11 protein-coding genes are annotated in these 21,958 nt (G+C 50.5%); 3 read left to right on the top strand and 8 right to left on the bottom strand.

Features of this window, described 5'->3' with window-relative positions; genetic code table 11:
* Positions 1–3: 3 nt before the first annotated feature.
* Entirely contained in the window at positions 4–1,080 is a 1,077-nt protein-coding gene (locus IE065_RS07755) for a tetratricopeptide repeat protein (RefSeq protein WP_189513596.1), read from the bottom strand.
* A gap of 4 nt (positions 1,081–1,084) precedes the next feature.
* The gene (locus IE065_RS07760; protein ID WP_189513598.1) at positions 1,085–4,162 is read right to left on the bottom strand and encodes a tetratricopeptide repeat protein; all 3,078 of its coding nucleotides are present in this window, start codon (positions 4,160–4,162) and stop codon (positions 1,085–1,087) included.
* Positions 4,163–4,310: 148 nt separating this feature from the next.
* Here IE065_RS07760 and IE065_RS07765 point away from each other — a divergent pair, with 148 nt between their 5' ends.
* Positions 4,311–5,456, top strand: a complete 1,146-nt coding sequence (locus IE065_RS07765) for a hypothetical protein (protein WP_189513600.1) — start codon at positions 4,311–4,313, stop codon at positions 5,454–5,456.
* 124 nt (positions 5,457–5,580) lie between these two features.
* Here the strand turns inward: IE065_RS07765 and IE065_RS07770 are convergent, their stop codons facing one another.
* The 3 genes from IE065_RS07770 to IE065_RS07780 all read right to left on the bottom strand — a co-directional run bounded on the left by IE065_RS07770 (position 5,581) and on the right by IE065_RS07780 (position 12,904).
* Positions 5,581–6,291, bottom strand: coding sequence for a hypothetical protein (locus IE065_RS07770; protein ID WP_189513602.1), 711 nt, complete (start codon positions 6,289–6,291; stop codon positions 5,581–5,583).
* Entirely contained in the window at positions 6,291–9,929 is a 3,639-nt protein-coding gene (locus IE065_RS07775) for a hypothetical protein (protein ID WP_189513604.1), read from the bottom strand. The genes IE065_RS07770 and IE065_RS07775 overlap by 1 nt, the downstream gene beginning before the upstream one ends.
* A 491-nt stretch (positions 9,930–10,420) precedes the next feature.
* Positions 10,421–12,904 carry a glucosidase family protein gene (locus IE065_RS07780; protein ID WP_189513606.1) on the bottom strand — a complete coding sequence of 828 codons (2,484 nt, stop codon included), beginning with the start codon at positions 12,902–12,904 and terminating at the stop codon, positions 10,421–10,423.
* Positions 12,905–13,217: 313 nt separating this feature from the next.
* On the opposite strand from IE065_RS07780, the gene IE065_RS07785 reads away from it, so the two are divergent.
* Entirely contained in the window at positions 13,218–15,179 is a 1,962-nt protein-coding gene (locus tag IE065_RS07785; RefSeq protein ID WP_189513608.1) for an alpha-amylase family glycosyl hydrolase, read from the top strand.
* Positions 15,180–15,305: 126 nt separating this feature from the next.
* Complete coding sequence (locus IE065_RS07790) at positions 15,306–16,106, top strand: PEP-CTERM sorting domain-containing protein (protein ID WP_189513610.1); 801 nt, start codon at positions 15,306–15,308, stop codon at positions 16,104–16,106.
* A 303-nt stretch (positions 16,107–16,409) separates the two neighbouring features.
* On the opposite strand, the gene IE065_RS07795 is transcribed toward IE065_RS07790, so the two are convergent.
* Genes IE065_RS07795 through IE065_RS07805 form a run of 3 tightly spaced genes read right to left on the bottom strand, consistent with a single transcriptional unit; the run spans position 16,410 to position 21,856 of the window.
* Positions 16,410–17,708, bottom strand: a complete 1,299-nt coding sequence (locus IE065_RS07795; RefSeq protein WP_189513612.1) for an MFS transporter — start codon at positions 17,706–17,708, stop codon at positions 16,410–16,412.
* A 56-nt stretch (positions 17,709–17,764) separates the two neighbouring features.
* Positions 17,765–19,348 carry a 4-alpha-glucanotransferase gene (gene malQ / locus IE065_RS07800; RefSeq protein WP_189513614.1) on the bottom strand — a complete coding sequence of 528 codons (1,584 nt, stop codon included), beginning with the start codon at positions 19,346–19,348 and terminating at the stop codon, positions 17,765–17,767.
* A 54-nt stretch (positions 19,349–19,402) separates the two neighbouring features.
* A complete protein-coding gene (locus tag IE065_RS07805; protein WP_189513616.1) occupies positions 19,403–21,856 on the bottom strand; it encodes an alpha-amylase family glycosyl hydrolase in 2,454 nt (817 codons plus the stop codon).
* Between the last annotated feature and the right edge of the window lie 102 nt (positions 21,857–21,958).

Consider the following 21,958-nt stretch of genomic DNA (forward strand, 5'->3'; position numbering starts at 1 on the left):
TTTTTAGATTTGATTGTTATCAAGAATGCTAAGGCTTTCAGCGGCCCATTTGCTATTAGGAAAGAGCGTGGAAACCTCGCGATGTGCAGACACTGACGCCTCGGTCAGGCCCAACTCGCCATAAAGAATGGCAAGGGTGTGCAATAGTTCCGGATACCAGGGATCGGCCGCACTGGAGTACATTTTCCCCTCGGCCACCATTCGCATAGCGTTAGTGAAGTCTCCGTTTTCAATGCGTATGCGCGCCTGGATTAATTCCCAAAGAGAATAGCCAGGGTCAGACGTTTCCATATCCGGTAATGTGTCGAGAAACACCCTGGGAACGATTTTATGCCCAAGATAAAAGCTACAATAGGCCACCCATAAACGCGCCTGGATTTGATCTGGCCCTTCATTGGATTGGATAATTCGATACAGCTTATAAGCCTTAAGATACTCGCCGGATTCACGCCATTGATCACCCAAATCCATGAGCACTTCCAATTGTTCTCTCGGCAAGGTCTCATAGCTGGTGATGTAATTCTGTAAACGATCGAGCTCGGCGGCTTCTCCGTTTTCCTGTAATTCGAAGGCCAACTTTCCTATTCGCCTCAATGCCTGTGGAGATGAATCCGGAATGGGTATCCGCATAGCAACATCAACCGCGTCTTTCCATTCTCCAGTTGCACTGAGCACATCAATATATGAGATGACTGCAGGCTGTAAATTACCTGGCAGACTGCTAAGTGCTAAGTAATCCAAAAGAGGCGAAGAATGACGGCGCAAGGCGGGAAGCGCACGCGATGCATTCCTCAGCTCCATTTGCTCAATGGCATCGTAATATTCCTTGGGAAAGAGAAAATTAAGCACAACACGCGCACGTTTCAAATCTTCCAACTCTAGATAAACACGGCTACCAACATCTCTGCCCACTGGACGCAAGACGAGCGAGCCATTTTCGACCTCTGTCAAGATGAAGTCATTGACCTGTGTGGGGTATTGCAGTTGCACCCTAAGTTCGCTCGTACCCATAGCTTCATTCGACCATAGCGAAAGGCTGGAAAGAAGAGTGAGGAATAATATTCTAAATTTAAAATTCATGTTACTAAAGTGAGAGTAATTCCTGTCGAATAGTCTCAACCTTCGATGACTCTGCAGCTTTGGGAGAGCTCAGGAAAAATTCATAGGTGCGTCGAGCAGATTCCGTATCACCCGCCTCCTGAAGCAGATCAGCGCTAGCCAAGACTGCCTCCCCCGCCCATTCAGGATAACCTGAATAGGCCAAATAAGTGCGTTCAAAAAACCCCTGTGCCTTTCCGTTCTCATTGAGTTGAATAAAGCATTCGCCGATTTTAAATGTAGCCTCCGCCCAGATTTCACCTCGCCAGGAACGCTGGTTCAAAATGTCAGAATAGGCTTCGATTGCTTCTTCATAACGCTTACCCAGTCGCAAAGCATCTCCTCTCAGAATTGCAGCTTTCGGTGCCAGCTCATGGTCAAAGTAATTCTCCAAAACCAATTCAAAATAGCGCGCAGCCGAGTCATAATATGCGACCAACATATCCAACTCACCGAGTGCGAATAAGGCGTCCGCCACGGCCTGACTATCACCACCGGCGTGAACAATCTGAAGTAAGATATCTTCGGCCAAAATCGGGTTATCTTCAGCCACGATACTCGCCATCCAAACCTTGGTTCTGGGGCTGGCTGCTTCGACGTCTTCCTTAGTAATTTCCCCAGGATTGACAATTAGCCCGATGCGCAGATTAAGCACGCGCAATAGTCGCAGTGAAAGCGTGCGGTCATTGCTTTCTTTCGTTTCTCCATACATCTGAGTAAAAGTGCTCGTCAGTGATTCTCCGGGAAGTTGCCCTAACCTTGCATCCACTCGCCGTTGTATCACACGCAGCCCTTCATGATTCGCTAGATCAGGTAATTCGCCGCTACCTGGATATTCCGTCGCAATTTCAATCAATGTCTCTTGCAAGTCCTGTGGTAGCACTGGGTGCTCATTAAAGTACTGAATCTGCGCGACCCGGTCATAAAGCATCTGCTTGAGAAACTTCGGGTCGGTTTTTAACCGCAGAATCATTTCTGTCGTTTCCTGATGGGTGGTCCGAACGGATGCATCAATGTTCCACCACGCATCAATAATTTGGTCGATGCTATCGGAATCCAATAGATTCCCATAGCGCGCGACACCATCCTGATAGCGCGCAATTACGTTACGGATTCGCCCTTGAGCCTGATCGGCATCTGCCAGACGAAGAACTGCCTCAGCAGCGGCCGGAGAGTCTGGATAGCGCTCGAGATAACCTTCCAATAAAACGTAGAGTTCCTTGTAGCGCTGGTTGGCCGACAATAAAGTTGCCGACTCAAAGTAGCCATGGTCAATCAATGCTGGGCTTCCGCCGAGCGACTCAATCATGCGATAATGAGCCAGAGCTCCCTCCACCTCAGCGTCCATGGCATCAAGGTCACCCAGAAAAGCATGCGCCTCAGGCAGCAGAGGATGGTCTTGGACACCAGAAATCCACTCAGTAAAGATTGTTCGGGCAGTTTCATAATCACCCATACCAAAGTATGAAACTCCCCGCCGGAAGCGCACTTCATTAATATAAATACTACCAGGGCTCGTCTGGATCAACGTATCGAAGCACTTCAGTGCAGCAACGAAGTCACCGACAAATAAATACGCCATACCCGACCAATAGTTCACACTGTCGATAAATGCTCCGTCGGGAAATTCAGTGGCCCATGATGGAAAAGTCTGCAGAATGCGCTCGGTCTGCTCCTTCGCAAACAATACCTGGCCTAGCGAATGGGCAACTTGAGCGGAGATGGGGTCATCCGGGAAACGATGTAGAAATTCATCGGCCAATAGGGCCAGTTTTTCAACCTCACCTGCCTGTGCATACAAACGCGCCAGACGGGCAGCGATCGGCTTTTCGTAAAGGATGAAGGCTGGCTCGTTTAAATACGCCTCACCAATTCCCACTGCCTCCTGCCAGTAACCGCATTCAAGCCCTTGCAGAAAAGCGGCATAACGGAATTGCTCCGTATGCTCATGCTGCGGATAGTCTTCAATTAAGCGGCGGAACCCAAAGTATGCCTCATAAATCCGGTTCATCAACCGTAAGACACGCGCTTGGCGCCATCGCAGATTTGCAGTGTATTTAGGTGCGGCGATAAGATCGGCCCTTTGCACTAACAGTGCTTCCCGCTCTTCGTTGAGAGCGATCTTTTTGGAACCAATGAACTGACCGCGGAAAAGCTGCTCTTCGACGTCAATCAGTCGGTCTTCGACAACCGCGAGCAATTGCTCCGACGGTAGCACCATCGCAAACAGCATATTAGCATCGAGGTAACGTTCTTCATCTTCAAAACGATCCCCCGCGTTCAAAAGCCGTAAATTGATTCCTAAGTCATAGCGAAATTGCGCGTCCTGATTGATTAACACGACCAAGCGAAGCAAGGCATTCAAGTTTCCCAAATCCAATGCTGCATCGAATAAGACATTGAGGCAATACAGTCGGACCGAATAATCAAACCCCGGCGCTGTAAACTTCCACAGCACGACTCCGGCTTCACTGAGCCGGTCCGAAGAAGCAGCAGATACATTTAAACGCTCGAGTAGTCCAATGAGCTCCTCGCTCTCAACCTGAAGACTGTAGACATCCAAAATGTGCATGTAGGCGTCAAAAGCCTTTTTCCAGTCTTCAACGCCAAAATAGCTGTCCGCCAGATTGAGCATTGCCAATAGATTACGGTCATCGCTCGCATACGAATTGATGAATTCTGTCCAATAAGGAATGCCGTCCTTGAGGTGCACGACATCACCACCTTGCTGATACCAACGCATGTGCGCGAGTCCCAGCATGTAGAGATTTTCTCTATAAATTGCGCGATAATCTTCGCGAGCAGCAATCTTCAAGCGGTGCTTAATTTCCTTCATGTAAGGAATCGCTTCTCCTGGATTCGTTTGAAAGGTAGCCTCAGCCCGAGTGGCTAAAGTTTGTAAATCCAGTTCAGGAAAGCTTTCCGCCTGTGCATCAGCCCAAAGAAGATTCAGCGATAGAAGAAAAAAGCCAACGATTAGAATACGCCCATGCCTTGCTTGAACAGCTAAGCTGCTGCCCCAGCAACGAAAACTGACAGAAAACGGGGTATTTCCGAGCAACATTTTAAAGAATAATATACGACTGAATGTAATCTGCCAAACACAATGAACGTCATTTTTTTGAAAGGCTAGACCCTGCCCTGCTACACAGTTAAACAAATATGAGTTTTACCGCTCTGTGGCAAGGTGGTAACTTGTCGCTTTCAACCCGATGACTACCCCAGAAGCCAAGCCCCCACTTTTCCAACGATTGCTCAAGCGCCCTCTGCTACTCATCTTGGTGGGGAGTCTCGCCCTACACCTGCTAGGCGGGCTTATCTTTGGAAGCTGGAAGATTTTTACAATCCTCACTGCAGACGAAGCTGAAATCGAAGTTGTCCCCCCCCCCCCTGAGGCAATCCAGCCCCAAGAACGCGAATACAAGATGAAAACCATGCGCAACCAGCGGTCAACGGCGATCGCCACCCAAGTGCCAATCGCCGTGGATCAACCTTCGGACCTCAATCTCCCGAACATTGATATCCCCTCGCCACAAAAAAACAATACAGCGATCAAAGCACGGGGAGAAGTTGGAAAAATCGGTGGTGGTAGTGGGCTGGGTGGAGGCGACGGCAGAAGCGGTTTTTCCACCCTTTTTGGCAACACTTCGCCCTTGGCTGGCGCATTAGAGGGAACCTTTATCGACTTCAAACAGGACCGCAATCGTGAAGCCGCTCCAGACAATGGATGGATGGAGGCCGGAAAAGATTTCATGCGAAACTACAATCTTCGAGAATTTCGAAAATATTTTAATGCACCACAAAAGCTCTACGCCACCCATTTCTACATTCCACTAATGGGGGCCGACAGAGCACCCCAAGCTTACGGAGTCGAGCAGTTAGTGCAACCGAGTAACTGGGTCGCCGTCTACCAAGGGAAATTTCGCTCCATGACAGGCGGCACATTCCGCTTTGTCGGAACCGCGGATGACCTATTGATTGTCGGTGTTGACGGCCGCACTGCGCTCTATGCCGGATTTACTGAATCCAATCCAAGTAAATGGAAGCCAGACGATGATCCGCGGTACAGCCCCCCCCCCGTCTCGCCTTACATACCCAAATTGACCGAAGGTGATTGGTTCAAGCTCTCACCCGGCGAAGCGAAGGATCTCAGCGTAGTTATCGGAGAAATTCCCGGCGGTGAATTTGCATGCTACTTGTTCATCGAGCAGAAAGGTGTGAATTACGAAAAAGCGCCCGATGGTCGACCAATCCTACCCATTTTTAAGCTCAAAGAGCTTTCCCAGTCCGACCGAAATACGATTCTCTCCGACGGTTACCCCAAACGATTGGATGGTGAATCCTTTGGCTTTTTCTAACCCCGCATTTCTCCGAATCTACGGCCATTGAAATACATTACACTAGGAGCAAATCAAAAATCCGGTTAGTTCCCACTGTTGGCAAAAGTTATCTACGTAGCTCTCAGTTGAGATAAACCGACAACTAATTTGAATCCTTGAAATACTCAGGAATTGCCTTTGTCGTTAGACTTCCTACAGTATATGGGGAATCGATTACAAAGATCAAGTAACGCTCCATGCTTCGATGCGGCCAACGCGAATTTAATACATCACGATATTTATCATTCCGATTTGCATACACACCAAGCTGGATAATCGCCTCGTCGTTTTCCAATTTAATGATAGTATCTTCGTGTTTCTCTAGAACGGCACGGTGATCATTAAGCGCCACTCCTACTTTCTCATTCGTTAGGTTGAAGAAACGATAACTTCTCTTGGGAAAGTTTTCAAGACGGTCGTCCATCGCCAAAATCCTATGCTCATATGGGGAACCCGCATCAGCCGGAATGAAGAGAAGTAATTGTCTGGAAATCGCCGGGTTAAGCGTCACGGTGGCCAACGTTACTCGAATTCCCACTCCATCCGCACCTAATTCTTCACGATAAAATACCAGTGGATTGCTACCCATATAGTGCATGTCCTTTGAGCGGTATTGCAACGGCAGCTTAAAACTCGTAGCTACACCATTACTCTCAAATGTATACTCGGTATCAGAGCTTTGCCAAGCCAGCACAGTAAACTCAATGTCGATTTCAGGCTCTTCGTTGGAATTAACGGAAGTCGTTTGAGCATTCAGCCAACAACCTGCTAAGTAGCAGCAAAACAAAACGAAAGTGCGGACGATTTTACTCATTATATCTCGGACTTATTAAGCCAGCGGAAGTGGACAATCTTAAAACGGCGGCCAAAAGCATCGGCGAGGTCTGGCTCGTAATAATCCGCCATAGTGGCGTCATTTGCTGCGCGAACCACTGGCTCGGGTGAACGTTGAACAATTGCTTCCAAATAAGCCTCGCTTACTATTCCACCAGTAAGCGAATTATCTACCCTACCATAGGTGCGGATCCGAAACGTGTCCGAGCGCACACTGATGACTGGCCCCAACCCAGCCAATAAGTCCGACTGCAATAGTATACCAGGAGCACCGTTAAACGTATTTCCTTCCGCTGCATCTTGATTTTGGAAGTAATCTGTCGATGACTCGCGTTCCGAGTTCTCATTGATTTCCGAGGCGTCAATTGCAGTTTGCAAAGCGCCCGATAAACTAAGTGGGTCGTCAGCCGGAAGGGTATTACCTGTCTTACTTTTCACTTGCCGGTTAACGAAATCAGAAAGGGACATGAACGGCCCGCGGGCGCGCACTTGGTTGACAATCTCCATCGCCAATGCTTCGAGTTCCACATCGCTTAACCGCACAAATCCTCTCCATAGAGCATGACTATCTCCACTCGGTAAGCTGGAACGGCTAAATACACTGCCTTGCTCGCTATCTAGCTGTCGATTTCCCGTTTGTGCATCCAAGTAGCTGACTGCCTCATCGCGTAGGGCAGCCAGTAGTGCCTTCCAGGCATTGGGCGATGTGGAATTCACGTTAAAGGCTCCACTTAACAGGAGGTGACCAGCGGAAAACCCTGGTGACTCTAAGACGATGTCATCGACGGTATTACCGCCATTGAGAACTGCTTCAGAGAGGGTTAGAGAACCATTAGACACTTCAACAAAACGCTCATTGGCTAGAAATCCTTTTCCATCTTCAAAGTCGCTCAGCACCTCGCCTAAATTCTGTTTATCGTCGAATGCGTCAGTAGTTTTCGGGGAAATGGTCGAGAAAAAATAACCATCCCAAAGTGCCTGATTCATCAGATAGGACTGGTCCCAGTAATAAATATCGGTGTCGTTCCGGTCGTTCTCAAATGTCTGATACAGGGCGGCGTTACTCGCGAGAAATGGCGGGGCAAAGGAATCACCCATCGCGTAGAGCGGATAGTGTCCGCGAATCGAGGCGTTCACATGCATCATCGAGCCGATCGAAGTCATCGGTACGGTGGGTGTTTCATAGAGCACGACATGGGTGTCGCCACCTTCCATCGAGCTCCCCCAGAAACCGTGGTTTTGCGCATCTATGAAAACGCCCAGTTGAGCCTCCCGGTGATCCCATATCCAAAGAGGATCCACAGACTCGTAGTCTTGGTTAGGCAGACGAGCGTTCGTGCGTGCACGGGGGTTGTTATACTGCGCAAGGGCGACAGGGCGGCGAATTTCATTCGCTGGTTTCATGTAGTAATTCATATTGCCGACCTGCACTTTATCGCTGTTCCAAATTGGCGAATCGAACGGCAGAACATCCGTAAAATTGTCCGGATAGTCGACCCACTCTTCCTTCCACTGGTCCACTCCACTCAGCTCGAACATCTGCAGTTGATTCGGATCCTCGTCCGGGCTGAGCTTAGCCGCAGCGGCGCTATTATAGTCATCGAACAAATAGCCTTGTAAGTAATATTCCATGCCGGGCTGCTCCCAACGGGACCTCACTCGAAACTGCACTGACTGGACTTCAGCAATGGTGTTATCAAGTTCGTCTTTCAGTGGTTCAACGCGCCCTGTGACTGGAGAGAAAACATAAAATCCACTGCGATCCTCCCAGCCTTCCTTGGCGGTAAAGAAAACTGCATTAGGATTATCGCCCGAAATCTCTAGATAGTCGTAGAGGCTAACTGCGGAATTCTCGACGATAGAATAAACCTTCAACTCGCCGGGCTCTAGAGTAATCGTCTGATTCGGCTGTCCAATCACAACAGAAAGACCGTTTTCGACAAAACCGTTGTTGCTCTTGTCGCGTCCTCCAATCATGTCACCGAATTTTATGTCATAATTGCCATTGCCCAGATACCAATTCTCCGGATCGTAAATTCGCCAGTCATTACGTACTTCAGGACGTATTCCAACGTCGTAAGGCCGCAGCGGGCGGGCTTCACCGATACGAAACTCAAACGTAGTCGGTATTTCGCGAGTGCGCAGTTTGTAGCCAGTAAAGGTCAACATAACGTTGTAGGGATTCCAAAGCGTAATCACTGGGTCCCAGATCAATTCCACATAATGCGTGTCAAATTCGCTAGGTGTACCCTGCTTGTTGATATCCAAGCCAAAAAGCTGCGCCATCTTGAATCGGTAATCCGTAGTGATCGGCCGAAGCCGAGCGCTGTATTGATAGCGTATGCTGGCGACCAGGGGATGTATGGCCTCACTTGTGGGACGGATGACCAGATTACCCGAGCTAATTGCGTAGTCGCGAACGGATGGATCATCCGGCTCAATGTTGTACTGCATGTTCCACTGATGCGGTATATTGTGCTCATAGGAATGGCTAGCCGCCGGCTGCCGTGGCCCTTCAATACGCGAAGCCAACTGATAGCCATCTCCAACCTTCTCGACCTCCTTGTAAAGGCGGTAATGATTACGCAGCAAGTCCCAGGTCGGCCCGCGGATACCGTAATTCGCCCCACGGCCAACATCTTCGAGAAAGACGTAATTCACTCGGTGATTCACATAGGGAGCGGGGTACTTGCCAGTGAAATCCGCGTTACTCTGGAATTTGGCATCCGTCATTTCAAAGGCCAGAGAAAGGTCCTTCTTCAAACCGCCATCGCGTGTATTCGACTGCACACCGGCCGAATGAAAAGTAATATCGTGGAAGGCTTTCCCTGCTTGCTCACGAAAGGCACCGTCCTGATAAAGTGAGAAGTCAGACAAGTCCCTTAAACGCGCATCATCAGACACAAAGCCCTCGAAGCCTGTAATAACGCTAGCATCGACGCCACGTGGTGCATTCAGGGAATATTGGTAGCGTGGGTCCGCATTACTGGTGATTTCCTCATCAACGCCCGAAGGCAGATTCACGCGGACTTTCAGGTTTTCATCGCCCACCCAGTAACCAAAGGAGCCAATGCCCTCAACATCCATTAGTCCCACACTCACATAGTCGTCTTGATAATTGGCGGCCTCGCCGTCTTCAACACTCAGAGTATTCGGCCCAACCAGAACCACCTGTGCATCCGGATCGACCGCCGAACCGTCTGTGGAGATGTTCGGCGTAAAGCTAACCAATCGCTGAGCGGCTGGGGTACCGCCCTCTTCTACCGTCAGACCGGATGCCAGATAGGTTAACAGCTCCCCTGTCGTAGAATCATAAACACCAGTGTAGAAGCGCTTGTTTCGTGGCAGTTCGGAATCTGTAATGTCAGCATTCGCAGTAACTCTCTGATCCGGTCCAAGGTAACGTTGAAGTTCGCCTAGGCTCACTTGCAGCGCCAGTAACGCCATCTGCCGTGCCTGCTGATCCTGCGTCGAATGCGTCGCGCTCTGCAGTTCTACCCGCACCAAAGTGGATAGACTGAGGATCAGCAAGATGATGAAGCCCATCATCGACAAAGCCACTACCAAGGCAAACCCTGGCTGTGGTTTCGAGAAACGACTATGATTTATACGGGGCATGGGGGGGGGGGGGAGGATCTTAATTGATGATCTCAATTAATGAAGTAGAAGACAATGCTATAGTTGGCTACACCATTGATTGTATCAAGTAAAACGGGGTCTTTGTACACAGTTAACTAAGAACTAAGAACAATACCCTGTGAGGGCATTAAATGGGGGGGCGAACTGGCTGAGGGGGGGGGGGAACAGGAGTCAAGAACTGGCAAATAGCATAAACACGCACGCCTGTTAGGAAGTAACGGCAAATTGACGTGATTCGCGCCGTATTTCACTGACCTCCATGCGTTCCAACCCAGTATTAAGTAGGGGAATTCTTTAAGCATGGATTTTAGGGATTAAGGGTAAGCAATCATTATGGCTGAAAGTGCGATCACCGTAATATAAAAGTGCTCATTTTTACATCATTAATTTTTAATCTAAAACACGCAATCACGACAATGTCGCCCATATCTCGATTGATTAATGAGCCGCGCGTGCATCGTGTTCAGATCTTACTCTATGGGCTTGTTGTAGAACACCTGCGCCGAGGCTATGTTTACGTAATTATACGGATCTCTACCACCGCCATTGCTCGCGGTATAACGTTCATTGCTTTGGAGATAGCTCATATTGCGCGAATACTCGTCTTCGCTCAGATGGATCTGATAATCCTCGCCCGACTGCAACTCGACTTCAATCGCGTTGGATAAATCCCAGCGCAACCAGCTTCCAGACTGTGGCATCACCACGTAGCCGGCCCCAACGATGGGTCCAGACGATTGGCGGACTTCAAGCCTTTTTACTGCACATGTGATGCCAGTATTGATTGGGCCTGAGCCGTTGGAAAACTCCATGCGAACATGGTAGACCCCTGCTCGATCAACCTGAAAACTGTTAGTCGTCAGTTCGTGATTGGGACGGCCCCAATTTTCAAAATGATGCTGATCAGACAGGTTGCCTCCTCTATTTTTCATCTCATTGGAAGGGAGAATGATACGCTGATTTTCGGTACGATAAGCACGGCTCTGCGTGGGATGCGATACGTTTCCACTCTCAGGATAAACCGCCTCCACCACATACGCATAAATGGTATCCGCATAGTTGCCCGAATCAAGATCCACCCACTCAGTCACTCGGAGGTTTTCTGCACAGCGTTTACCATTCCGATAGATGTTAAATACGACCTCGCCCACCTCATCATGTCGGAAGCTCAAACGCAATTTCCCGTCGACAACCATGACCGCACCGCGCGCATCATCCCACTCTGGTTGAAGTGGCCCAAAAATCTTTTTTTCCTTGGTTACGTCCACCACACGAATCGACGCCAGCTTACTCCCCTGCCCCACTGGTGCCTCCAAAAATATTTCCCATTGGTTATGGCTAAGTAAGGCGTCTGCCTCGACGAAGCCCGTGGGAACTTGCACACCATTAACCATCACCCGGGCAACCGTGCAAACGCCCTCCTGAAATGAACCCACCGCTGGCAAATGAACGCGGACATCGTTCCACTTATCTTTATATGCGAGGTGATTCAACTCAATGATGTTCGTATCAGCGAAAAGCTCGTTGCGCAGACCCGCGGTGATGTAAGGCTGAAACTGAATGCCACGCAGGCTCGTCTCCATTCCAAAAACAACATCTTGCACCATCGATAAATAGCCCGCGACGGACCACAATTGACGGCGAGAATTGATCACGGGCCCATGACGCGGACCAGTACGGACGTCTGCCTTTCCAGATATGTAATCGTAATTTTCCATATTAGATAAATTCTCCATCGCTAGGGTCATCAGTGAATCGATGCCAGCGTCCACCGCTGCCGGATTATTGGCCTGCCGCGCCGCCTTGGTCCAGTAAGCCGTAACGAATGGCCATATTCCTTGATTATGGTAAATGGGGACATTTTTGACTTCCGGCCAGATAACCGGAGGTCCGAACGGACCTGTCGGGTAGCTCGCAATGACACGTTGAACCTGACGCTCATCCGCCACATCAAGCAGGATGGCCAATGATTGCCCGAGCAAATCATAACGCTTCAGCGGCAGGTAATACACACCATCTTCCGACAACAGATACGTCCGGTAAAGGCCGGCCTCTTCATCATAGAAATGTTGATTTATCGCCGCCTTCAGTTCATCCGCCCACAGTTGATAGCGTATTCGATTTTCTCCATCGCCCAGCGCACCAGCGTACTCCGCCGCGGTCTTGAGCAGGAAGTAATTTGCCGCATTGACTGAGACCGCCTTGGAATTCCCGATGACACCAACGTTGTCTGCCGACCATTGCGGGTAGCTTTGCTCGCGCCAATCGAGGAAGGAATGTTCACCGCGATAGAGGCCATCCCGTGGATCAAAAACCAAGCAACGATCTTGCTCAATTGTGTTGCACAATATCGGATAGACCTCACTCAGGAAGTCCCGCCGCCCTGAGCCGGATAAATATTTCATCGTCTCATGTGCGCCAATCGCCCATACGACGCGGTCGGACGAGATCGGATAACTGCCGCCCGATCCGGTGTCCTGAACCATTTGTTCTGCGTAACCACCGCGCACGGATGGCTTAAGTGCTGAGGCCTTAAACATCAACGATGCTGCCGCACGCTCTGGATTAAAAGCCGCCAACGATAGGTGCAGGGAATATGCCAGGTCGCGCGTCCAGACATAGGACCACTTTTCACCTGTTTGAAACGCCTGAACATTGACCGACTCACCATTCGCGTAAGCATAGTCACTGATCTGATTGACCGAATTTTCGCGCGCTTCTCTAATAGCCAGAGCGTAGAGTCCATCGAAGGCTACATTGCCGGTCCGTGTTCGTGCGTAATCCGCATCTTCTTCAATGGTAATACGCTTGCCCTCCGGTCGATTATCGCGCAATTCCGCACGCGTCGTTAATTCATATCCCTGCACATCGCCTTTCTTGACGAGTGTTATCGACGCCTGTGATTCCGGGCGCGAGCCACCATCATCCGCATAGCCCAAACATGTAGCCATCATGAACATAATACTCCGAGATGCGATCCGGCGTTCGATTAAAAGAAGGAGATTGATCATTCGTTAAGAAACAATGCGTGGGTAAAATAAAGAATCTGAGTCAATAAACATCAACATCGCTGCCCTGCCACAAAACTCCAATCACTCTACTGCGAAACAGTTTACTAACACAATGCCTTCCGCTAGAAGCAACTACCTGCAACGCAATTGACGCCCCAAAGGCCCATCCGACAAAGAAAGGTAAACAGTTGACGGTTATCACTGTGGACGACACATCGCTCAATAGCCAGTATGCAGGTTAATTAACCTTCGCATAATGAAACCCGCGCTATTCCTCACTACCATCATTGCCCTAAGCTTCGCCCACGCCGTCGCACAGACTCCAAGCGATCGAGCCTGGAATGAAGACATCATCTATTTTGTGCTGACCGATCGCTTTCTCGACGGAGATGCGGCGAACAATCAACCGACAGGGAGCGACCCCACCCTTTTCGACGCCGCACAAATCGACATCAATCGCTACCATGGCGGAGATTTTCGCGGGCTGGAGCTTGCCTTGCAAGATGGCTATTTTAATGACCTCGGTGTGACTGCTCTCTGGATTACCCCCCCTGTACGCAATGTCTGGTACTCCGCCTTCGACTCCGACGACGAGCCCAAGACCAGCTATCACGGCTACTGGACCCAGGATTTTCTAGACATCGACCCGCACCTAACCTCCCCGCAATCGCTAAGCGGCAATGCCTATCCAGATTCACGCGATGGACGTATGCAGCATTACAAGGACTTGGTGTCGCTCGCACACAGCAAGGGCATTAAAGTTATCCAAGACATCGTGTGCAACCACGCGGGCTCCACCTTCTACTATGACGCCAATGGCAATGAAACCTTCGACCGAGCAAAAAAGTCCGAGTGGATCCAACCGTTCAAATCCAACGGCTACCATAGCAATGCCAATTGGGCTGAGACGCCAAAATGGAACCAGCATCGCACCGAGCCAACGGGCAGCGTGACCATTCTCGGACGCCAAGTGGTGCAACATGGGACTTTAAGCGACCTTTCCAGCTATGGCCGCAAGGGCATGGACCCCAGTAGCCTCGGCGCGGCCAATGGAGAAGAAGTCGAATGTGACTTCATGGGCTTACGGGATTTCTGGACAAAGCCAGGCAGCGCGCATTTTGATGATTTGGTCGATGACTTCGTAGAAATCTACGCTTTTTACATTGAGGAAATCGGCGTCGACGGCTTTCGTATCGACACCGTCAAGCACGTGCACCCGGAGTTCTGGGACGCCTTTACCCAGCGACTGCGCAAACGGCTCGGACCAAAGCGCGCAAGCCAAGTAATCCTGTTTGGTGAAGTCTATGACGGTAATCCGACTACGCTCGGGCGCTACACCTATCGTCAGGATTGGCCGCAGTCTCAGGAGCCTTCACTCGACTCGTTACTTAATTTCCAATACTGCTATGCGATCCGTGATTACCTGCGAACCGGGAATTCTTCCATCGGCCAGGCTCAGAACATCGAAAATGCCATGCGTGCGCTCGCCCCCACGCCCCCACATGATGCCACTCGTCCCTATTACAACCAGACGCCTGGCCCTGATGGGCTGAACTCATCGCAAAAGATCGTCAACTTCACGGAGAATCACGACGGCATTAACCGCTTCCGAGTCCAAGGCGTCAGCGAGCGTCGTAATCTCTTGGCCAATGCTATCACTCTGACCATGCCGGGTATCCCCTCGCTGTATTATGGCACGGAAGTCGCCCTGCCTGACCCCAAGGCAAAAGTAAAAGATGACGCAGAAACCGGTCGACTCACTTATCTAAGCGCCAACCAAGGAAATCCATTCCTTCACGCCAAACAAAACACGAACTTTGAAGCCATTGCTGAGCTGGCTGGCTGGCGCCAAAATTTGCCTGCGCTGACATCCACGGAGATACATACACTCTGGGTGGACAACAATGCCTCCAACTCGGATGACGGTATTTTTGCCTTCGTGCGTGGAGATGCCGCCCCAGTCATCGTAGTAGTGAACGCCAGCTCCCGCCCCTCGACCACCGGTATTCCCGGACACTCAATGTCGCTGATCAACTCCACTGGTCAGCCACTATTGAACCGTAACGAAACCCTCGAGCAGATTCCCCTCCACGGACTCGGCGACGCCTCCCCTCAGCCAATCCAGCTAACTTGGCTTGGTGATATTCCACAAGCGCGGATTAAGGTCGGCCCAGAAACTTTAAACCTCTTCCGAATTATCCCTGATAAACATCCATAAAAAACGATACGGCCCTTAGGAATCCGGCTCATTCAACCGTCAAACAGAAAGCAATTTGTGTCTATCTACGTAAATCTACAAACTCTTTACAAATTTCCAAACCTAACTTCTCAACACGTTGCAGCTATGAAGATGTCCCCGCCTCAATTTAAATTTAAAATCATCTCAGTCATTGGCGTTGCCAGTATGACTCTTGCCTCACATGCCGCCACAATCGGCATCGATAACGCCAGCGCCAGCGCCTATGACAGTGGTTGGGCCGATGGCGACAATGGCGTGATCAGCGGTAACGCTTTTAATGCGTGGTCATTGACTACAGAGGGTGATGGTGCCGCCGGATTTTTTATTGGTGATTCCACCAACCTTTCCTCTCCCGGTGCCGACATTAATGTGTCTGGGGAATCATTTGGCATGTATGCGCAAGCCGGTTCAGTTTTCACTCAATCTCTGGCTACTCGTTTCTTCAGCAGTGACCTTTCACTCGGGCAAACCTTCTCTGTCGAACTCGCAGTGAACTTCCGTAACGGCTCAAAGGGAATTAACCTCCTGACATCCGGCAGTAGTAACATCTTCAACTTTGACATAGGCGGCGACGACTACGTTGTTTCCAATGCGACAACTGGCGACGGTAGCATCGCTAACAACGACTACAGCTCCGACACCTCATTTCTCTTAGAGTTTACACAGTTTGATGGCACAGGCGGCACTTGGAGCATTACCCGTAGCGGTGGCGTAACTGGTGTTGATACTGGCACCTACTCTGGCGTCGTTGGTGGCTTTTCTCTCTACGTCCAGCAAACAGATGGTGGTTCACCCAATGATCTATATTCTAACAGCATGATGATTGTGCCAGAGCCCAGCACTTATGCAATGATCGCTGGCTTGGCCATGCTTACTCTAGCACTAATACGCTGCCGCCAAAAATAAGCCATTTGCACTGTTCTGATTTTGCGAAGCCTCTCCGGTCCACGGAGAGGCTTTTTGCTGCCTACCAGTGACACCTCTAATCAATTCAACATAAATGAGTAAGGAAAATGGAGAGATGAACCAACTGTTACGCTTAGAGTAAAGAAGTCTGATCCAAGTGCACATTTTCTTGCTATATGGACGATGATCTAAACTTGAGCTAAGCCTTCGATCCACAGCATTCAGCCGAGAGAAACAATCAATGCGATTACTAAGCAGCAACTACTGATCGTCATACATGCTTGGTTCTACAACGAGAGCAATTCACTCTTCGACGTCATCTACAAAGCGGACACAGATCGCGGCAATAAGCATGGAAACACCACCGAGAATGACTGCATTCATGGTGTTACCGCCCAGCAGCGTGGACATCACTTTGCCTAGGCCTAGCGAAGCCGCGATTTGCGGCAGCACGATGAAGAAGTTGAACACCCCCATATAGAAGCCCATCTTTTCAGCTGGGATTACGTTCGCCAACATCGCGTAGGGCATCGAAAGAATGCTCGCCCAAGCCACACCCACGCCCAGCATGGAGAGCAGCAGCATCGAAGGCGAACCAATCACCATCACCGAGAGCAGCCCCAGCGCACCGATTCCCAGACACACGGTATGAATGCCCTTGGCACTGAATTTTCGAACAAGCAAAAGTAGGAGAAAGGAAAAGGCAAAGGCCACTCCATTATAAACGGAGAAACACACGCCGCCCCACTCCGCACCAGCCTGATATTCAGGGCTTCCCTGAGCGCCTCCGAACACATGCGTGGCAATGGCCGGGATGAAATAAATCCACATGCAAAAAAGGCCAAACCAAGTGAAAAATTGCACTACGGCAAGCTGCTTCATTGCTTTAGGCATGGAGCCAATACCTTGGAAAATTTCCTTGAACGCCGTGCTTACGCCAGCTGATTCTCTCTTCTGCTTCTCAAAAGCCTCGATATCCTCCGGCGGGTATTCCTTGGTCGTCAGTATGGTGTAAACCACCGCGCAGAAGAACACCACCGAGCCCACATAAAAAGCAATGTGCACAGCCTGCGGAATCGCATTTCCGGACGCTTTCTCCGTCACACCAAACCAGTTGGTCAGCATCCAGGGAAGCGATGAACTCAAGACAGCGCCGAGTCCTATCAGCAAACTTTGCATTGCAAAGCCAACCTTTCGCTGATCCTTGTTGAGCATGTCTCCGACAAAAGCGCGGAAGGGCTCCATGCTGATGTTTACCGAGGCGTCCAATATCCAAAGCAGCCCGGCGGCCATCCATAGCGAACTACTGTTGGGCATCGCAATCAGGGATAAGCTGGCGAGGATCGCCCCTACCAAAAAATATGGGTGTCGGCGGCCAAGTTTCGTCCATGTGCGGTCACTGTAGTATCCGACGAGGGGCTGGATCAATAACCCGGTCAGAGGCGCGGCGAGCCAGAGGAAAGCAATCTCGCCTTCCTCGGCACCCAGATACTGATAGATCGCGCTCATGTTGGCCATTTGAAGGCCCCAGCCGAACTGGATACCAAAAAAGCCGAAGCTCATATTCCATATTTGCCAGAAGGATAAACGAGGTTTCTGCATGGTACTGGGAATTAGGTAAAAGTTACTTTAAGCAGGGAGAGAATAAGCAGTGAAAATCATTTGGTAGTCACACTTTCGTGCAAGCTAACATGCAATCCGCGCTTTGTCGATATCGTGAGTTCAGACAATTCAGCCATCGCCGTTCCTAGTGGCTCGATGGAATCTAAGCGCCAACGCCAACTTCCAGAAGCCTGCCCCGGCGTATTCATTCGCGCTTCCGAGCCAAGCCCTATCAAATCCTGAACGGGCACGATGGCTGCCGCGCAATTCGACTCGTAAAGGCGACGGATGAAATCTTGATGGATTTTCGATCCGTCAGTGCCGAAATAGTGCATTGCGTTAACTCGCTCTGCCTCGATTTCGTCTGCGCTCCGCGTGCTACCGTTGCCCGATTGGCTATGGAACCAGCCCGCCACAGTATCGTTGTCATGCGTGCCAGTGTAGGCGACACAATTTTCGTCGTATGCCTCCGGTAAAAAAGTGCTTTTCATCGGATCAGTGCCAAACGCAAATTGCTCAACACGAATACCGGGCAGGAAAAATCTATCGCGCAGCGCCGTGACCTCCGACGTAATCACGCCTAGGTCCTCGGCAATAACCGGTAAAGGCAAACCAATGTCGCGCACGAAGGCTTCCAACACCTCTTCGCCGGGGGCCTTGACCCACGCACCATCGATCGCCGTCTTCGCGCTGCCGGGGATTTCCCAGAAGGCCTCAAAGCCGCGAAAATGATCAATCCGAACGATGTCCACCCAACTGAGTACCTTACTGAATCGCTTACGCCACCAGGCAAAATCCTCGGCCCGATGCTGATCCCAGTCATAAAGTGGGTTGCCCCAAAGCTGTCCGGTCTTGCAAAAATAGTCAGGCGGCACGCCCGCCATGACCGCCGGACTGCCATCACGATTCAATCGGAATAAATTCGGTTGTCTCCACACATCCACACTATCATGCGCAATAAAAATCGGTAGATCGCCAATAATTCGAATGCCTCGCTTTTGTGCCGTCTCACGTATGTCTTCCCACTGCCGGTACAGAAGAAATTGCTCCAGCTTGGCACGCTCAATTTCTTTCGCAAGTTCCCGCCTCGCAGTGCTCAGGGAAAAGGCGTCCCGGTCACGATAAAGCAGCGGCCATTCTGCCCATGCCTTACCGCCAAACCGCGATTTTAACGCGGAGTAAACCGCGAAGTCTTCCAGCCAATAAGACTCCACGTCGAGAAACGCCTCGTATTGGACTCGTAGCGGATCGCCTGGTTTCAACTTCACAAACGCCAGTGCAGCACAGACGCTAAGCTTATGTTTATTCTCATAGACAGCTTGGTATTCGACCGTTCGCCCACAAGGGATACGTAATGAGTCAAGGAAGTCATTATCGATCAGGCCCAGCTGATGCAGGTATTCCGGACTGAGAAAAATCGGGTTGGCGGCAAAAGCTGACAAGCCCTGATAGGGCGAGTCACCGTAGCCTGCGGGATTGAGTGGCAGGATTTGCCAGAGGTTCTGCCCATGATCGGCGAGAAAATGAATCCAGTCATGCGCACAAGGGCCGAAATCACCGGCTCCGTAATCATTGGGCAGTGATGTCGGATGCAGGAGCAACCCGCAATCTCGATGAAATAGCTTAGGAGCCTGCTTCACCTATTTCACCTTCCTCCTGAGTGTAATTATTCTTTTTGACCATTCCAATAGCTTTCACTTAGCCCTGTTTCGCGTGGAACTCATTCGTCCCATTGTAGGGGCCATGATTGAATTCCCAGGCTTCTCTCGCTCGATACGAATTTCCCAGTAATTAACGTCGAGAGAGTTGATTTGCTCGACGTAAATGCCGTGCTCAAGCACGTCACTGACTTTCATCGTATAGAGTTGGTTACTCGTCGACAAACGATCCCGAAGCACCAACCAGCTATTGCTAGAACGATTCAGGGCAAGCGCTTCAGCGGCAACTTCTGGCAAATGAATTCGCACTTTGCTCATGCCAGACTGAGGATTGAAATTTGCTGTGACCAAGTAGTGCGAGCCACTCCCCATATCGCTCCGCAGGTAGGAAAAAATCCAGTGTCCGGAAGCGCTAGTCCGCTCCACACGACCATAGGCTGGGTTATCGACATTGGCGTGATTGAGCATGATCGTAGTGCCCTGCGTAAAAGCGGGCTCCACCTGAAGTTTGAGCAATCGAACATACCACGCCCGCAGGTCAACTTGCGCTGGGGAGAGGTGCCCACCGTCCGCCGCACCGCCGTTCCACCATTTGTTGAGTTCAGGCAACGACCAATAATCGAAAATCGTGCTCCGCTGATCGTCACCGCCAAAGCCTTCTCGACCCTCGCCAAGTTCCCCCACTTCCTGTCCATGATAAATCATAACCGGCCCCTGCGATAAACCAAAGAGTGTACCAGCAACCGGTCGACCGACCTCCATGCCGAGTCCGCCCCAAGAATTCGAGTTCGCTAATCGCACTTCATCGTGGTTCTCCGCATAACGCAGAGCGCATTCAAAAAAGTAAGGCCCGAACTCGTCCTCAACTGTCTGCAAATCATTGGCCCAAGCCGACCCATGATAAATCTTTTCCAGCGTGTCGTAACCAGGGTCGTCATAAACCGCCTGAAAACCGGCATCCAATAGCGCCACCATCACATTTGTGTCAGCCTCCAGTGCGGGGTCGTGGCTCGGCACTTTGGCGGGATCGTCATTATAGGCTTCTGCACAGAAAAACACCTCAGCATCACGCTCCTTGGCACGATGAATAGACCACTTCCAAAATTCGGGTGGGACCATATGCGCCATGTCCACACGGAATCCATCCACGCCCATCGATTGCCAATACGCGAGGATTGCATCCATCTTCTTCCAAGTGTCCGGCGTCGGCTTGCGCGGGCTCACCGCGGTGGGATACTCGGGCGGACGATCTCGGTGAATAAAATCAAAGCCGTAGTTCAATTTCACCGTTTCATACCAGTCACCATCAGTCGGACGCCAAGTCGCCTGATTGTTGCCCGTCACGCGACCATGCACACGCTCCGGCATAAAATAGCCGTCCGCATGCCCCACTAGCCGCGCGGTTTCATTGAGTATTCTGCCGGTCTTATGATCAACTGTTGGCAGGCGCAGTGGGGCATTTCCTTTCGCAACTTTTGACGTTAGATAATAAAAATTGTTATCCGAATCGAAATACACATTTTTGCGGTCATTAACCCCAAAGTCCAGTTCTGGATGAATGTCGGAGGCATAGCTGCGGGCCACATGGTTCGGGATAAAATCAATGAGCAGCTTCAATCCAGCCGTATGCATTCGTTCTGCGAGCGCTTTAAATTCGTCTAACCGCTGTGCTGGATTATCGGCGTAATCAGGAGATATATCGAAATAATCCCGCACGGCATAAGGGCTACCAGCAATACCCTTGAGCAGGTCAGGATCATCCGGCGCTTGGCCGATTTTGCTGTAATCCGTCGAGGTCGCCTGTTGTAAAACACCGGTCAACCAAATGTGAGTCAGGCCGTCCGCCTTCAACTGTTGCAACACTGGGAGACTTAGATCGCTGAATTTCCCGACTCCATTTTCCGCAAGGGTGCCGTTAACTTTTCGCGTTTCATTTTCATTACCAAACAAGCGAGGCAGCATCTGGTAAATACGTGGCCGATTACCCAATGCGCCATAGCGTCCGCACTCGACCCACTGACCATCCGCCTCCACCGTATAATAACGTGAAAAGTAAACATCCCCATTGTTGCTGCTACGGATTCCACCACGATCCAAAATAATTAGACCATCCTTTTGCTGGCGAAACCACTGCACCGCCCGCACACAGTCGAACAATGTAGATGCCCGAAAAGAGACCACAAATTCCGCGTCCCGAGACTCTAGTTTAAAGTCAGCAGCAGAGGTCGGTTGCCAATGGTAATTGCGATAAATGCGTGCGTCGGTCACCGCCCCACCCTCAACGCGCAACACGCAGTCGGCCTGAAAAGGAAGGTAGACACGTTTGCCCGAATCCGTCACGACAACCGTAGATCCTGGGCCGTGACCAGCATCCATCGCTATCCAAGAAACATCGCCGCCCTGATTTTCAGAAAAAGGCAACGACAGTTCGAGCGGACGAGCGCTTAGTGACGTTAGTAACGCGAGAAAAAATATGAAAATGAAGGGCACGTGAAATCGGGTCGGAAAAACTGCTGATCGACGACTCAGCAAGGGTAGAGCATTATTAGAAACATTCCACCGACTAACCGCTAACTCCCCAATAGTGGACAG

It is taken from the genome of Cerasicoccus arenae (assembly GCF_014651635.1).
In the GTDB taxonomy this organism is placed as follows: Bacteria; Verrucomicrobiota; Verrucomicrobiia; order Opitutales; family Cerasicoccaceae; genus Cerasicoccus; species Cerasicoccus arenae.